6 protein-coding genes are annotated in these 16,983 nt (G+C 45.3%); 4 read left to right on the top strand and 2 right to left on the bottom strand.

Translation table 11 applies throughout. The annotated features are described in order from the left end of the window. The first annotated feature begins 17 nt into the window (after positions 1–17). Genes E7588_04340 through E7588_04330 form a run of 3 tightly spaced genes read left to right on the top strand, consistent with a single transcriptional unit; the run spans position 18 to position 11,415 of the window. Entirely contained in the window at positions 18–3,911 is a 3,894-nt protein-coding gene (locus E7588_04340) for a hypothetical protein (protein ID MBE6688495.1), read from the top strand. A gap of 35 nt (positions 3,912–3,946) precedes the next feature. Continuing rightward, positions 3,947–6,133, top strand: coding sequence for a hypothetical protein (locus tag E7588_04335; GenBank protein MBE6688494.1), 2,187 nt, complete (start codon positions 3,947–3,949; stop codon positions 6,131–6,133). Then, positions 6,130–11,415, top strand: a complete 5,286-nt coding sequence (locus E7588_04330; GenBank protein MBE6688493.1) for a hypothetical protein — start codon at positions 6,130–6,132, stop codon at positions 11,413–11,415. Before E7588_04335 ends, E7588_04330 begins: the two co-directional genes overlap by 4 nt. 52 nt (positions 11,416–11,467) lie before the next feature. Here E7588_04330 and E7588_04325 read toward each other — a convergent pair whose 3' ends face one another. Both E7588_04325 and E7588_04320 read right to left on the bottom strand, forming a co-directional pair. Further along, on the bottom strand, positions 11,468–13,756 hold the full coding sequence (locus tag E7588_04325) for a glycoside hydrolase family 95 protein (GenBank protein ID MBE6688492.1): 2,289 nt from the start codon (positions 13,754–13,756) through the stop codon (positions 11,468–11,470). A 231-nt stretch (positions 13,757–13,987) separates the two neighbouring features. After that, positions 13,988–16,279: a glycoside hydrolase family 95 protein gene (locus E7588_04320; GenBank protein ID MBE6688491.1), complete on the bottom strand. Its 2,292-nt coding sequence runs from the start codon at positions 16,277–16,279 to the stop codon at positions 13,988–13,990. 191 nt (positions 16,280–16,470) lie between these two features. On the opposite strand from E7588_04320, the gene E7588_04315 reads away from it, so the two are divergent. Beyond that, the gene (locus tag E7588_04315; protein ID MBE6688490.1) at positions 16,471–16,935 is read left to right on the top strand and encodes a low molecular weight phosphotyrosine protein phosphatase; all 465 of its coding nucleotides are present in this window, start codon (positions 16,471–16,473) and stop codon (positions 16,933–16,935) included. Positions 16,936–16,983: the final 48 nt, after the last annotated feature.

Below are 16,983 nucleotides of genomic sequence, written 5' to 3'. Positions count from 1 at the left end.
TACTAAGGAGAACGATTATGAGTAACAACTATCTTATCGGTCTTGGAGGAAGCGGAGGAAAGATAATTTCCGATCTGTATGCAAGACTGATAAAAGAACGCGGTGCAGACTTTGATAAGGATGTAACCTGTATTGCCATCGATACCGACCAGAAGGAGCTGGACGAGCTTTCAATGTTGGGTGTAAAGCAGGTTTGCATCAGCGGAAGCGGAAATGTAGGTCAGTTTTTCAACAATCTGGACGATGATGTTTCCGAATGGTGCCCCAACACTGCAAACGAGGGTAACTTTTTCAGCAGCCAGCTGTTCAACGGTGCTTCACAGTGCCGTTTGAAGTCAAGACTTTGCCTTGCTAACTTCCTTAAGGACCGCAATAACGAGCTTGCAAATATTCTTGAGGAATCTCTTATTCCCGGTGCGGATGACGGGCTGGCAAGTGCTCCTCCCACTGTTCTTATTGCTTCGTCCATTGCGGGCGGTACCGGTTCGGGTATATTTATCCAGACCGCGCTTTATATCAAGAAGTTCTTCAGAGAGCATCACATCCAGAACGTAATCATTCACGGTCTGTTTGCCTGCCCCGATATTTTCAAAAGGGATGTTACTCCTCAGCAGCTTCCCAGCCTTTATGCCAACGCATATGCTGTTGTAAGAGAGCTTAACGCCTTCAACCTTATCTGCGGCTCCGAAACTACTGCGGCTTACGGCGGCAAGCTGGATATTGACATTGAAATCAGTACCTCCTGCGAAGGTAAGCTGTTTGAAAAGGATGCAGAAGGCAGATACGGAGACAAGCCCTATGACATCATGTACTTTATCGACAGAGTAAACTATCTTTCCAGAGTGCTGGGCGGTCTCCCCGAGTACTACAAGGCTATGGCGGATATTGCTTATTCCCACCTTTACACTGATATTTCGGGTGAAGTATCCTCCAATGAAAGCAACGAAATGAATGCACATAATATCGCTCCCGGAGCGGTATACGCCAGTGCGGGTGCTTCCTCAATCGTTTATCCCTACGAAGACATTGTCAGATATTTTGCAAACCGCTCCATTGCCGAAAGCTTTGATTCCGTATGGACCGCGTTTGACAGAGAATGGGCTAACTACTGTAAAGCTAAGGAAGCCGGTGCACGCGCTAAGGGTATGTCCAAGTATGTTCCTGAGGACGGAGAAAGAGAACAGCATTATATCAACTCCTTCGACAAGCTTGTAAAGCCTGCCGCAATTTCCAAGGGCGAGTTTTCCTTCCTTGCTCCGATGGTGGAGCGCGACGGTGTTTCTGCCGTTGAAAAGCTGTTTACCCTTATTGACGAAACTGCACTTGCAGAGGTTAAGAAGGATAACAGAATTACTCAGGCAAAGACCCTTCACCGTATAGGTGATCTTGAAAGAACCAAGGCGTCTATTATCTCCAAGATAGAGAATGCCAAGAGCGATGACAAGAGCGACGGTGGTGTGTTCAAGCAGATAAAGGATATTGATGACAATCTGGAGGCATACTGCAAGAAGTGTGTTACTTACGTTGCGGATATGTCCATCACCTTTGCAAACAACATTCTTTGCGACGATAAGCAACTGTGGGATACCTATGATGCAAGCGATTATGGCATAATAAAGAACCTTTTGTGCCGTGACAACGGTGACGGCAGTGTTGAATGGATACATCCCGTTGCGGGCAGATATCTGCTGTATTCATTTGCTCAGAAGCTTCAGAATAAGATAGAAGCACTCAAGAACACGGTTGATACCCCTGCAGATGACCTTGACGATTATTTCAACTACCTCATGAAGCAGATTGTCAAGCCACACAAGACTGCACTTTCCACCAATGAAGACAACAGCCTTCCCAATGCCAAGATTCTTCAGAAGAAGCTTGAAAAGACCTGGGGAAGCAAGAAAGCCGCCAAGACAGGTGTTGCCAACTATTTCAGAAAGCTTAACATGGAGCTTACCAAGGCAGACCGTGTGATGGCAGATGCACTTCTTTATTTCTCCTACACTCAGGTATATGAGAGAATTGTAAGCCTTATAGGTGAGTACCAGCTGTTCTTTGATAACATAAACGAGTTTATCAAGAAAGCTAACGGTGCCGTTACCGCATGTGAAAACATGCACGACAACAGCAGGGGCACTCTTTATATATGCTCAAGCGCAGATGTCAAGAGGGGTATGTATGAAAAGACAGGCAAGCATATCAATCTCAGAACCGGTGAGACCGCAAGTCTCATAAGCCGCGGACTGTTTGATTCTCTGCGCGCCAAGGCTGCTGTTGCCGATAAGAAGGCGCTCAGCACCAAGGATAAGATAGCAGGCATTGAAAGCTTCTTCAACAACGTTTCTGATATAGTTACCGAGTCTACCAAGACAAACACCGATGTTCAGGGAAGTCTTGATAAGAATGTATTCCAGGCTATGCTTTACGAATACTCCATTGTAAACCCTGAAAATGCATCGGACGAAGAAAATTACAGCAGTGACACAGCGGCTAAGAACAGAATCGATATGTTTGTGGCTACTAAGCTTGCAGGTGTTTCCAGACTTGCCGCACCTCTTCTGGTGTATGATGCGCAGGATACTTACAGCGGTATGTTTACCTCCAAGGATGAAGACGGAAACACCGTTGAAAAGCCCAGAGTAACCAATTCCTACAGATACATCTCACACAACGATGATGTTGCCCGCAGTATTACCGGTCTTATCGGTACGGCTGTACACAGCGACGGTGCAGTTGGCGGATTTTACAGTGCGTTTACTCCCAAGCTCCCGAAGGATACCGAAAATCAGTCTATCACTCTTACATACGTAAACAGCGACAGCGTTGATCCTTACAGCCTGCTGTTCTACTCTACCGTTCATTGTCTGCAGCCCTATCAGATAGGCGCATTTGATGAAATCCACGGCGGTCTCTACTACGAAAACTACTCTAAGAGAATTTCCGATATGGAAAGCGTTCAGCGTTATTCCATGACACCTCACCTTGATAAGCGTTGGCATAAGCACGGTGTTATGCCGTACATCAATGTGGGCAAGGAAATCGAACGCCGTCTTGACCTTGCAAAAGCTTTCCTGTATGCGCTTTGCTATGGCAAGATAGGATACTTTATCGATGGAAGCAATACCAAGCTTGTTTATTGTGATCTTAAGCTTGACCGTCCTGCAGAGGTAATATTCTACAAGGGCAAAACCATTCCTTATAACAAGATAAATAGGGCTATGTGCTGGTTTGCCGACCAGGAAAGTCTTATCGAAAGATACTCCGCTCAGTTCGATAAGCTTATTGAGCAGGAAATCGAAAACCTTTCCAAGTACAGTGAAAACATCGGTGAGTACAAGCGTGGAATAACTAATTACGCAAGAATACTCAACCAGTTCAAGAGAAAGATAATAAGACCCATCGAGGTTACTTCCTCCGGAAACGGCAAGATGAGAAAGGTTAAGGAGCTCGCTCCCATCAGTATTCTTGATCTTGCGTGGGATCTCCACATAAGCGAAGAAAACGAGATGGATAAGGACTATGCCGAGCTTCTCATTGAGACCTTGTGCGGTATTATCCGTAAGTATTGCAAGGCACCCTTCAATGCAGATGATATTGCAGGTAAGGTCAAGGGCAGTGCGGCGTACATCAACTATATCGATGTGCTTAAGCATGTTTCTCAGGCATTCATGAACGAGTATGCCAAGTCTTTGGGCAAAAAGCTTAAGGAAAATGTGGTTATTGCCGAGGAAGATGACTACGATATCGAGGAAGAGACCGAATCCAAGAACAGCTTCGGAAGAGATGACTCCGATCTTGTTGATACGGGAGAGGTTACCGCAAAGCGTGCAGAGTTTATAGAGGGCGCGGCGGTTGCGAATGACAAACGTATTCAGTGGGCAGGCTCCCTTATGAACACCTATCTCGAATACTGATTAAACAGAACTACTTTCAAAGGGGTTTTAACAGAATGAGGACAATAGTAATAAATACTTCGCGTGAAGCAATGAATACAAGGCTGGATATTTTGTTCAAAGCCCCATTTGACCAAAATAGTTTGCTTTGGTATAACATCGGTCTGAGTGAACTTCAGAATGCCGCATGTGAAATAAAGCAAGCTCTTATAACCGATACCGATACTGTCGACAGGGACTATAATCTTATAGTCCTTGTCGATTTGTATAATTTTCCACACGGCAACGAAAAGGATGCCGTAAGTATCTATAAGGCGCTTATAACAAGATATGTGGGAATTACGCTGGTAAACAGGCTTTACGGCGAATTTGACCTTATACCCTCAGGTACTTCGGTGTATTTTGCAGATTCGGCTGAATTGGAAAACGATTGGTCTGCCGAAAAGCTGGCGGCTAACCCGGTCGAGCAAAAGCGTATTGAAGCCGCAGAGACTTCACGGGTACAGGAAAAGACTCTTAAAAGAAGCACCGATGACCTTGAGGATGATGATTTTTCCGTAACCGTTGATAAAACCGGAAGAGATAATACACAAAAGCTGATAATGAAGCTTTTCGGTTGGACAGAAGACATATCGGCACAGGATTTTAAATGGCAATTGAATACCTCTATAACCGAGGAGCAGTATCTTGATCTGACCGATACCTTTAAGGTTACCGCGGACTCAATTTCCAAATCCGATAAAAGCGCCAAGGTGCTTGATATAGCTCTTGAAAGTGTTACAGGTATATTGAGTGACAGAGTCAACGGTGAATGGAATACCCCCGCCGTGTCGGCCAAGCTTCCCGAGTTTTCGGGCAGGGGTTACGTTATTTATGCTTTGACTTGTCGTTTTGAGAGAGATAACGAGCAAAGCCTTATCGAAAGTTACTTTAACATATTTGCCAATATATTCTCATGCGTTCAGAACCAGAAGCTTAATTCTTCCGTGAAAAAATATAACAGCAAGCAGATAAGGGCTATTCTCACGGATGCACTCAAAAAGTACCGTCATTTTTCTGATGAAAGAAACATCGAAGTGGATTTTGAGCCTGTAAGCAAGGTGTTTGAAAAGCGAGAAGAAATCTACAAAAAACGCAGGGAAACCGCTAAGGAGTACGACAGCGAGTTCAGAAACAAAACTCCCGAGGAAGTGGCTGACATAATAATGTCGGAAAAGCATGGCTCTTCTGAGCATGCGGAGGATTTTCCCACTTACAAAATGCGTGGTATCGACAAGGAGTTTTATACCCTTGTTGCCGATATTTTTGACAATTACGACACTGAAATAATAAACGAACAGAATAACAGGATAGTAAAAACCTGCCTTAAGGGCCTTTGGAGCTGGCGCGACAAGCAGACCGGCGAGGATTTCAAGCGCGTTGTAGACGCGGTTGTGCCTCGGAATTCTCATGACGAGGACGGCAGTGCAAGCGCCGACATTGCTCTCATGGAGGAGCAGTACGAGCGCGAATATACAAATCTTATAAACAGTGTTACCGAAACAGAGCATAAGCTGGCGGCAAACCGCAATATTTTGTTGGAAACCAAGGATCTTATCATAAAATATTCCGACCTTATGAGAAAAGGCAGAAATTATCTTATCTGCACTGTCGGTGCGGTTGTTGCCGTGTGTGCCGCGGCACTCCCGTATATTTATGTTCAGGCACATTCAATCAACGAAAATTTTGTACATCGTATTTTATATATACTGTTCACTGCGGGCTTCGCAGTGCTTTACGGCACGGCATCAGGTATATACATCGGAAAAATAAATAAAGAAAAGCGTGTTCTTAAGGATTCTCTTGAAGAGCTTAAGAAAAAGAGTGAAGAGGAACGACGCAGCAGTATAGCCGCGCTTTATACATTTTACAGCCGTACCGTGGTGGAAACGGAAAACCACTGTCTTTTGTGGCGTGAGATTTCCAGACGCCAGAAGGAGAATTCCCGTAAATGCATAAAACGCAACAATCATAAGAAACGCCTTGAAAAGCTTGCAGGTGCAGTTGAACGCTTCATGACCATGCTTAAGATAAGTGTGGACGATGAGGAGTATTATGTAACCGGTGACGACAGAAAACGGTACGAAGCTGACGGCTTATCGCTCAATGCCGGCGAATCGTTTTACAGTAACCCTAATTATAAAGTGTACAGCGTGTTGCCCGTAAATACGGATAATTCGGACGAGAAAGGAGAAGAGCAATGATGATACTCAAAATTATTATCATAGCGATAACACTGGCGGTTTTGTGCTTGCCGTTTTTTCCGGCAAAGTTCAGATTCTCGCTTGCATCATGCGGCTACGATAAAAAAGACCGATACAGAAATGTCATTTTTGTGTTGGAAACACTTGTTGTAAGCTGTGTTTTACTGTGTGTCGCACCTCTCCTGAAAAATGTTTTTGACTGGTTCTTCGGGCTTGGCTTTATGAAGTGGCTGGTTAATCTTTTCCCCGACAGGCTTGTTTATGCGGTGGACGTTTTTGTGCTTCTTATTACCAATATCGCGGTATGTGTGCTGTTTATTCTGGCAAAAAAATTCAGCCGGAAAATCCTTGACGAAAAGGTTTTCAAAAACTCTTCGTCGGGTGCGGACAACAAAAAGAAGGACAAAAAGAAAAACACCGCAGGCTCCGATTCAAAGGATCGCTCCGAAAAACGTCTTAAGCTTCTCAGACGCGAATCCATACTGGTATTTTCAAGAATAACCAAGAGCAAAAAGAGCCTCAGCAGAAAGGTGGAGGATTATAAATTCACCGACAAGGATGAGGAATTTGAGCACGAGGAACAAATCGCAAAGGATGAGAATGAGACACTCAGCCTCAAAGAGCTTGCGATTAAAATGTGGTTTAAGTTTCTGGGCATTTTCTATGATGCGAAAGAGGAATACCGCTATGTAAAGACAGGTACCTATCGCTGGGCGAAGGAGCTTAAAATATTCATTGCTCTTGTGTGCGCAGTTTATCTTGCGGTATGTGTTGTAATACTTCTTCCGGTGTATTTTTCTTTTGCGAAATTTCCCGGCTTTTACAGCGTCGCTTCGTGGCTGGTAAGCAATACATATATGTACCCCATGCTCTCGCTTGTGTTTTTGTTCGAGCTTTTGTGGTTCATTGACGGTGAGCATAAAAAGCCGGAAGAGGCGGAAGCGCCTTTTGTAAGCTATGCGGACGGCGTGCGTGAAGAGAAAAAGACCGACCTTGTCAAGGTCAGAAATGCTCTTCTTGATAAATACTCCGGAAGCTACGCCATCAAGAATTTCGATACCGATGCCACTGCGGGAAAGAGCACTTACAATATCGGTGAAAAAAAGCAGGCAATTCAGAATATGGCGAAAGCCATACGTATGAATAAAGGCACGGTCAACGGCGATTACATGCAGAGTATTGAATATATGTTCGAAGGAAAGCATGTACTTTTTGATTCGTCCCTGTACTCGGCACTTGGCGAATATATCATTCACTATCTGTTTGTAAAGCTGTCTTTCGGAACACGTGTGCTGTTTATCTGCAAGGATAAAAAAGAAATAGAAAACGCTGTTTCCTATTTGCGCGACAGCTTCCGACGTTTGACGGGAACATCACAAATACTGTGGCGCATAAGTACATTCGAAAAGCTTCACGAGGGTGAACGCCCGGATATTTTGCTTCTCACCCCGGAGGAGTTTCTTGAACGCAGTCTTTATGTGGACGGCAGAAGCTTCTTTGAAGAGCTTGAGGATGTTTTTGTGCTGGATGCGGATAAGATACTCACCGCAAATAACTACTACTGCCTCATAATGGCGAAAAGGCTTGAAAAGGCAACAACGGTGATTTCCGCAGGCCAGGCAGATTCACAGCTCGCCGTTTCGACAGAAAAGCGTATAAGATACAGCTTTTTCTCCAATGGATATATCCAGGCACTGGGTAACAGCATACGCCAGTTCTTTAATCTTGAAAATGCTCCGCTGGAGGCATTTCATTCTTTCGGCCTGGCATCAAAAAACGAGGTTTATATCTGGCATACCGGAGTAAGCTCAACACTTTATGTGGATAACGGCGCCAACCAGGTGGCACTTGAGGTACAAATTGCAAAGGATGCCTGCAATCTTGGCATAAAGAATATAAACCTTATTTCCGATACCACCGTTTACAGCAGTCAGCTTAATGAGATAAACGGTCTTACACTCAATCACTGTGACCTTTCGGATAATCCCGTCGGTTACGTTATTGTAGCGGACGACTGCTTTAATCTTCCCAATGCCATATACAGCTATTCCCGCTTTGCCGGACGTAAGGCTTCGGTTTTACACGTTGTCAGCAAGCCTTATCTTTTGAGAGACTACTTTACAGCCCGTGCCGAGGACTATGTTTCCCGTTTTGAGCTTATCGGTAAGACTATGTGCGAGCATGCCGCGGCAAAAAAGGCAAATATTATCATTCTTCTGTGCGATGCCGTAAACGGCATTGAACAGACAGCCTTTGTTGACAGGGCAGTTGAGTTGTTGGGAGATATGCTTGATGCCGAGGATACCTGCGACGGCAAAAAGCCTTCGCTTGATAAATGTGTTGAACTGTGCTATAAGGTTGCATTCGGCGAGGGCTATGACGAACCCAGATACAGCCTGAGAAAGAAGCAGAATTCCGAGCTTGAAACCAAGAATTTTGTGTATATCAGAAACTCGGGCAGAATTTTTGAAAAGCTGCTTGAAAAAACACGCACCGTCAAGCTCGAATATGTCAATACCCAGAGCGTTGAATATCTGCCGGTGTTCAAGGACGAAATCGTTCAGCATTTTATCCCCGGACAGATATTGGTACGCAATAACCATGCCTATACCATAAAGAGTGTTGATGTAAACGAGGGAACTCTTGTACTGGATGATACCGGTGCAAGTGTAAATATCCCGATGGATTATATCCAGACCAGACGCTATCGTGTCTCCAAAGCCGACGTTGTTTCCGGCTTCGGACATGATTACAGAGCCAAAAACAGTATTGTTTCACATGTTGGCTTCACTGTTTATGATGCAGATATTTCAGTTGAAACTGTAGGTTACTATTCTATCGAAAAGGCTGTTCAGAATGTAGACCTTGTAAAACCGAATTTTGCAAAGTACGTAAATCTTGGAGAATCTCACGGTCTTGCACCGATTCTCACACGCGATATTAACACCAGGATGCTTGAAGTGGAATTAGAGGTTTCACAGCCTGTTACTTCCGATATCACCTATTCTCTGGCGGTTATACTGCATGAGTTTATGAAGACTGTTTTCCCGGACCAGTACAGATGTATTTCCGTTTGCCCCGTGTTTGAGGAGGGTGAACAGGATACGTTCTTTGAACAGGATACCGCTGTGCGTGACCTTTATCCTGTGTTCACCTCTTACATAAAGGATGAAAAGGCGGATACGGATGAAAAGGGCGGACGCATCAGATTTGCGGTTATCGAGGATATACGTGGCGGAAACGGAGTTGTTGAAACACTGGTGGACGGCAACGGTATAATGGTTACCAATATACTTCATGTTGCCGCTGATTTCCTGGCATGGGCTGTGACCAATAAGGACTATAAATATCTTAACTTCGGTTACGACAAGCGTCCCGAGGTATTCAACCTGGAAAAGCTTGAGGAAATAATCAGACAGTTCCGACATGAAGTAGAGCATTCCGAGCTTGTAAGAATTCACGAGGGCAATACCTGCTTCTTCTGCCACAAGACACTTGACTCCGAGCAGGGCTTTACTCTTGAGGACGGACGTGTAATATGCTCCTCATGCAAGGACAGCTCGGTTGATACCTTTGAAGCGCTGGAGGGCGTATTCGCGGAGGTGCTGAATACCATTATAAATTCCACTTCGGTGGCTGATACTTTCCCCAAAAATATAAGCGTTGATTTTGTTTCGACGGGGGAACTCAGGAGAAGGTATGGCGAGGATGCTGAAAACCTTCCCGTGGCATACTGCAATCACGTTACAGGTTGTATTTACGTTGAGTACGGACTGCCCAAGCCGACGGTATGCGGTGTGATTGCAAGAATGATAACCGAGCTGTGGCAGGACCGCAATGTGGTATCCGATGGTGATGAAAAGTTCTTTGCACATCCGTATTATGTGGAGCTTCAGACCATTTCCGCTATGCGGTTCGGCAATGAATCAGAGCTGCTTTACGCGTTTTACGAAGGAAAAAAAGGACTTGTCGCGCTGAATAAAGCGCTCAGCGAGGCGGGCACATCCGATAGCTTTGCGTATTTTATGGGTGTGACGGGTAAAGATGACGGCACCGGTAACAAAACTGACGAGGACGAAAAACACGGCGGTACCGATGAGGGCAAAAAGGACGACAAAAAGGACAGCACGGATGATAAGAAAGGCGAGCATAACGACGGCAAGGATGAAGAGAAAAACAGTGACGATGATAATAAGGAAGAGGACACTGTTTTCATTGCCGACCGAGACCCCAAGACTTTGCCGCGTTTCTGGTACAACCGACTGAACGGTGATGAAAAAACCGTTTATGACGAGGTGTATAAAGCACTTTCCGAGCGTGCTGAAAAGGCAGGACCGTTCAGTGTTGATGTGGGAGGCGAAGCTTGCTGTAACATAGTCAAAATGGTGCTGGACGATAATCCCGACATCTTCTGGTGCGCCAACTCTCCCGGTATAGTAACGGGAGACGGTAAAAATGTAGTGTTCAACTATGTTATGTCTGCTTCCGAAATAAAACGACGCAAAAAGCAGATTGAGAAAGCGATAAAGCCGTTCCTTAAGGGTATAAAGCCATCTATGAGCGACTATGAAGTTGCGTTGCGTACTCACGAAAATATCGTGGAGCTTATAGATTATGATTCGCTGGAGCTTGATGCTCAGGAGAAGGATTCCGAATTTGACAAAAAGCCCGACAACATTCGCACGATTTACGGCGTGTTTGTTGAAGGTGAGGCGGTTTGCGCCGGATATGCCAAAGCATTCCAGTATCTGCTTAACAGATTGGGAATAGAGTGTGCCTATGTTATAGGTACTTGCAATGAAGGTGGCGGTCATGCCTGGAATTTAGTTAAATTGGAGGGCGAGTATTACTATATAGATGTTACCTTCGATGACCACAGTAATACCGATATCCGCAAGAATGTTTCCGGTAATGTGTCCTACGACTACTTTTGCATTACAACAGAAGAGCTGGCACGTTCCAGAAAGACACGTAAAGCGGAATGTTACCCTCAATGCACGGCAACGAAGTGTAACTACTTTGTACGGAATAAATTGGTGTTCAAGGAATATGACGCTTCGCGCATATCCAAGCTTATAATTTCTGCAATAAATTCGGGTAAAAAGGAAGTCGCTCTTAAGGCTCAAAGCCCTGCGGTGCTGTCGGTTATGAGTAACCGACTCATAAAAGGACAGGGGGTATTCGATATTATGAGAAGCCCTGAGGTCACAAAGCCGCTCTCCTCATATCTGCACTATATTAACGAAGACTTGAACATTCTTCATATAGTATTTGAAAAGTAAAAAAACACGTCACATTCTGTTCGGAATGTGACGTGTTTTTGTATTTGAATAATTACTTTTTAACTTTTAAAATACATTCGCCGTCAAGTTGCATTGTAAGACGGTTATTCTGTACGGTATGACAGTTGCCGTTTTGGTCGATAAATACAAGGTCTTTTTGTGTTGCGGGGAATTCCAGTACAGCAGTTCCGTTTCCTCTGAGGGTGAATTCGGTTACACTGTGATTTTCCCATGAACAATCTGCCTCTATCTTGCCTCTTGCGCACAAACCGCGGAAGCTGCCGTGATCCCAACGTGCAGGCAATGCGGGAAGGAGTGCTATTATGCCTTCATGGCTCTGCATCAGCATTTCTGTAACAGCCGCACCAAAGGCCAGAACACCGTCTATCTGGAAGCAGTGACCCCATTGGTGGGGTTGCAGGAAGAACATATTGGTTGAAATCAAGTTGCGCTGGAAAATTTCGAGCATGCTGTGTGCTTTTTCGCCCAGTCCCATACGTGCGTAAATAGCCATAGCCCATGCCACACTCCATCCGCAGGAGCGGAATCCACCTGTGCCTTGGGTACCGCTTCTGCGGTCTACCATAGTCTCGACCGCTTTAAGAAGCTCGGGTGTGGAGCGGTTTATGGCACAATCGGGATAAACTGCAAAGCCGGGAGATAAATGATGATGGCGTATTTCATTTTCCACATAATCCTCACGCCATTCCATGATCTGACCGTGCTTGCCGATTTTCATGGGAGGCAGATTTTCAAGCACTTCTGCCGCTCTGACAGTATCCTCGTTTTCGATTCCGAGAAGCCTTGAGCTTTCGACAAAAATACGGAACATACAGCCGATTATCTGGGTATCCATGGCTGTGCTGAGTGTCATCCAGAAGGACTCAAGCTCTCCGTTCTCGTTGGGAATACGGAAAGTGTTTTCGGGGCTGATTGCAGGTCCGATTACAAAGTGTCCGTTTTTGTCTTTAAACATTATATCCAGGAAGAACTGAGCGGAAAGGCGTACTGTTTCATAAGCGGTGTCACGCAGGAACTTTTCATCCTTTGTGAACAGATAGTGCTCCCACAGATGCAGGCATATCCAGCTCAGACCGTGAGGCCATACACCCCAGGGCCCGCCCTGCGGAGTGGTAAAGCCGTAAATATCGCTGACGGAGTGCACAACAGCTCCTCTTGCACGGTAAGCTGTTTCGGCGGTTTTTTTGCCCGACTCGATAAGAAAATCGTTTATGTAATCGAACAGCGGCAGGTGGCACTCCGAAAGGTTTGTAGCTTCGGCGGGCCAGTAGTTTGTCTGAATGTTTATGTTGAAATGATAGTCACTGCACCACTCGGGGCTGAGTCCTTTTGACCATAATCCCTGCAGATTGGCAGGCAGAGAACCGGGACGGCTGCTGGAAACTAGCATGTAACGCGTGAACTGCCACTGGAGCATTGTCAGTTCATCGTCCTGAATTCTGTCAAATATCATTATGCGAAAACGCTCGCTCATGGGTGTGGCTTTCATTTCCGGAATAGCGGGGAGGGAGATATCCGCACGCTTCATAAGAGAGCTGAAATCTGCAATGTGGCGTGCTTTGAGTACGTCAAAATCTGTTTCCTCGGGAAATTTTATGCAGTTTTCGAAGTCGTCTGCGTGTCTGAACTGAGTGGCAATGGAAATATATGCACTGAATGTTTTTCCGCCGGTTATATGCAGACAGCCTTCCTCGGCGGTGACCTTGCCGTCGGAAACAACTCGTACCTTTACACAGAAAAGATGTTCTCCGAAAGTGGTTTTTGCAATGGCGGTAAGCTCATTGTTACATGTTTTTACGGATATGCAGTGAGGGCGGTCATAGGACAGCCAGGCATCAAGCTCTGCCCTTGAAGATGTGACACGAACCGCTATAACGTCATCGGGATTGGAAGCAAAATACTCACGGGTATAGTGGCTTCCGTCATGGTCATATTCCACGGTTGCAATACCGTTGATAAGATCCAGCGTGTGCCGGTAGCTTCCGCAGGAGTCATTACGGTGCAGGCTCATTTTCAATTCTCCCGCATTTTCGTAGGAGCGTATACGTGTGAAAAGGTTGGGGACAGTTTTGCCGGCAAGACGATTGGCTTCCAGTATTTTATCTTCTAAAAGGAGTTTACGCAGGTCCTCCAGTATATCATACATTTCGGGTTTGGGTTCACCTACATTGTGGGAGGACCAGATAGTTTCCTCGTTGAGAAAAATATTTTCATAGCTTACTCCGCACATCATTGTGGCACCCATGCGTCCGTTGCCTATCGGTACGCTTTCTTCCCATTCGCGTGCGGGGACTTTGTCGAATACAAGATAATCTTTCATGTTTCACCTCAAAAAGTAATTGTAAACAGTACTAACCAAATTATTACAAGACTATTATACACCATTGCGACATAAAAATCAATAATTTTACAGCAAAAATTTATTCAAAAAAATAATTTGATTTTGCTGTAAACCAATAGAAGGACATCGACGTATTCTTCTTAATCATGCCCAAGAATATAAAATACGCCACATTCTGTTCGGAATGTGACGTATTTTTGTATGCAACTATTACTTTTTGATTTTAAAATTACTTTCGCCGTCAAGATGTATTGTAAGACGGTTATTCTGTACGGTAAGGCAGTTGCCGTTTTGGTCGATAAATACAAGGTCTTTTTGTGTTGCGGGAAATTCCAGTACAACGGTTCCGTTTCCTTTGAGGGTGAATTCGGTTACACTGTGATTTTCCCACGAACAGTCTGCCTCTATTTTGCCTCTTGCGCGCAAACCGCGGAAGCTGCCATGATCCCAGCGTGCAGGTAATGCGGGAAGGAGTGCTATTACGCCTTCATGGCTCTGCATCAGCATTTCTGTAACAGCCGCACCGAAAGCTTCCACACCGTCTATCTGGAAGCAATGTCCGGTTGCGAGGGGTTGCAGGAAGAACAGATTGGTGGACAGCACATCATGCTGGAAAATATCAAGCATGTTGTATGCCTTTTCACCAAGCCCCATGCGTGCATAAATCGCCATAGCCCATGCCAGACTCCAGCCGCAGGCACGGAATCCGCCGGAGCCGTCCCAACCGCTTCTGCGGTCAACCATAACTTCAACTGCTTTGAGAAGCTCGGGGGTGGAGCGGTTTATGGCACAATCGGGGTAAACGGCAAAACCGGGTGACAAGTGATGGTGGCGTATCTGAATCTCCGTAAAATCCTCGCACCATTCCATAATCTGACCGTATTTGCCGATTTTCATGGGAGGCAGCTTTTCAAGCGCCTTTACTGCCTGGGCGGTATCAGCATTTTCGATTCCCAAAATTTTTGAGCTTTCAGCGAAAATGCGGAACAGACAGCCGATTATCTGGGTATCCATGGCTGTGCTGAGTGACAACCATGCAGATTCAAGATTTCCGTTTTCGTCCGGCACACGGAAAGCATTTTCGGGGCTTATAGTAGGTCCCCACACGAGATAACCGTCCTTGTCCTCAAACATTACATCAAGGAAGAACAGAGAAGACTGACGTATCGTTTCGTAAGCGGTTTCACGCAGGAATTTTTCGTCTTTTGTAAATAGATAATGCTCCCACATGTGCAGACAAAGCCAGCTCAGACCGTGAGGCCAAACGCCCCATGGACCGCCCTGCAGTGTGGTGAAGCCGTAAATGTCGCTGACCGAGTGGACAACAGCTCCTCTTGCGTGATAAGAAATTTCTGCCGTTTTTTTGCCGGGCTCGATGAGATAATTGTTCATGTAATCGAACAGTGGCAGGTGACACTCCGAAAGATTTGTAACCTCCGCAGGCCAGTAGTTGGTCTGAATATTTATGTTGAAGTGGTAGTCACAGCTCCACTCGGGGCTTATTCCCTTAGTCCATAATCCCTGCAGATTGGCGGGCAGAGAGCCGGGGCGGCTTCCCGATACCAGCATGTAGCGCGCAAATTGCCATTGAAGCATGGTCAATTCGTCATCCTGAGGCTTGTCAAAGCTTATTATGCGAAAGCGCTCACTCATAGGTGTTGCATTCATTTCGGGAGAAGCGGGGAGAGTTATCTCCGCACGCTTCATAAGAGAACTGAAATCTGCAATGTGACGTGCTTTAAGCACATCGAAATCAGTCTCTTCGGGGAATTTTACACAGTCTTCAAAGTTGTTTCCGTGTCTGAATTGTGTAGCAATGGAAATATATGCACTGAACGATTTTCCGCCGGATATATGCAGATTATGTCCTTTGGCGATAACCTTGCCGTCGGAAACAACTCGTACCTTCACGCAGAAAAGATGTTCTCCGAAGGTGGTTTTTGAAATGGCGGTAAGCTCATTATTGCAGGTCTTTACGGATATACAGTGAGGGCGGTCATAGGACAACCAGGCATCCAGCTCATCGTCCGAGGATGTAACGCGAACCGCTATAACGTCATCGGGGTAGGAAGCAAAATACTCGCGGGTGTAATGGCTTCCTTCGTGGTCGTATTCCACAGTTGCGATTCCGCCTATAAGATCCAGCTTATGTTGATAGCTTCCGCAGGCGTCGCTGTGATGCAGACCGATTCTCAGTTCTCCCGCACCTTCGTATGAACGTATACGGCTGATGCAGTGAGGAAAAAGGGTTTCATTGCCGAGCCGGTTTGCTTCAAGTGTTTTGCCCTCCAAAAGGAGCTTGCGTATGTCCTCAAATTTTTCATACAACTCGGGCTTGGGAGTGCCTACATTGTGGGATGACCAAATGGTTTCCTCGTTGAGAAAAACATTTTCATAGCTTACTCCGCACATCATTGTGGCACCCATGCGTCCGTTTCCTATGGGTACACTTTCCTCCCATTCGCGTGGAGGTATTTTATCAAAAACAAAATAATCCCTCATAGTTTACCTCTGAAAAAATTCTTAAGTATTACAATTGTATACTGTTTCATTCTGAAATGCTATAATACGTTTATCGAAAAATGTTGGAAAATTCACATAATGCAGTGAAAATTCCGTCATCCATTGATTTTTCGGTAATTAAGTTATATAATAAACGCATAATTGCAAATATTCAGATAGGATGTGTTAAAATGATAAAAGTGGCGTTTTGCTGTCACGGCAATATATGCAGGAGCACTATGGCTCAAAGTGTTTTTGAGCATATGGTAAAGAATAATGGCTTGGAAAATGAATTTGTGATAGACAGCTTTGCAACCAGTACCGAGGAAATCGGAAACCCGCCTCATCACGGAACGGTGAGCAAGCTTCGACAGATGGGTATTCCCGTCATACCTCACAGAGCAAAACAGATAACTCGCAGTGACTACGGTAAATTCGATTACATAATCGGTATGGACGATTGGAACATTAAAAATCTCGGCAGGATTTTCGGCGGTGATCCCGATAGCAAGATTTACAAGCTTTTGAGTTTTGCCGGCTCGGAAAGAGATATATCCGACCCGTGGTACACAGGTAATTTTGACGATACTTATAATGATGTGGCAGAGGGCTGTGATGCCTTTTTGCGTTGCATGAAAACCAGTGGGCAAATATAACTTAAGCAGATGAAAACATCGGAATGAAAACATTCCGATGTTTTGTTT

This window comes from Oscillospiraceae bacterium (assembly GCA_015065085.1).
GTDB lineage: Bacteria > Bacillota > Clostridia > Oscillospirales > SIG627 > SIG627.
The sequence above is the reverse complement of the archived record's forward strand: the minus strand, read 5'-3'. Positions and strand labels throughout refer to the sequence as shown.

Bases quoted from the DNA above. Each gene is read 5' to 3' on its own strand.
- E7588_04335 (MBE6688494.1), top strand. From the start codon at position 3,947: ATGAGGACAATAGTAATAAATACTTCGCGTGAAGCAATGAATACAAGG.
- E7588_04330 (MBE6688493.1), top strand. From the start codon at position 6,130: ATGATGATACTCAAAATTATTATCATAGCGATAACACTGGCGGTTTTG.
- E7588_04325 (MBE6688492.1), bottom strand. From the start codon at position 13,756: ATGAAAGATTATCTTGTATTCGACAAAGTCCCCGCACGCGAATGGGAA.
- E7588_04315 (MBE6688490.1), top strand. From the start codon at position 16,471: ATGATAAAAGTGGCGTTTTGCTGTCACGGCAATATATGCAGGAGCACT.
- E7588_04340 (MBE6688495.1), top strand. From the start codon at position 18: ATGAGTAACAACTATCTTATCGGTCTTGGAGGAAGCGGAGGAAAGATA.
- E7588_04320 (MBE6688491.1), bottom strand. From the start codon at position 16,279: ATGAGGGATTATTTTGTTTTTGATAAAATACCTCCACGCGAATGGGAG.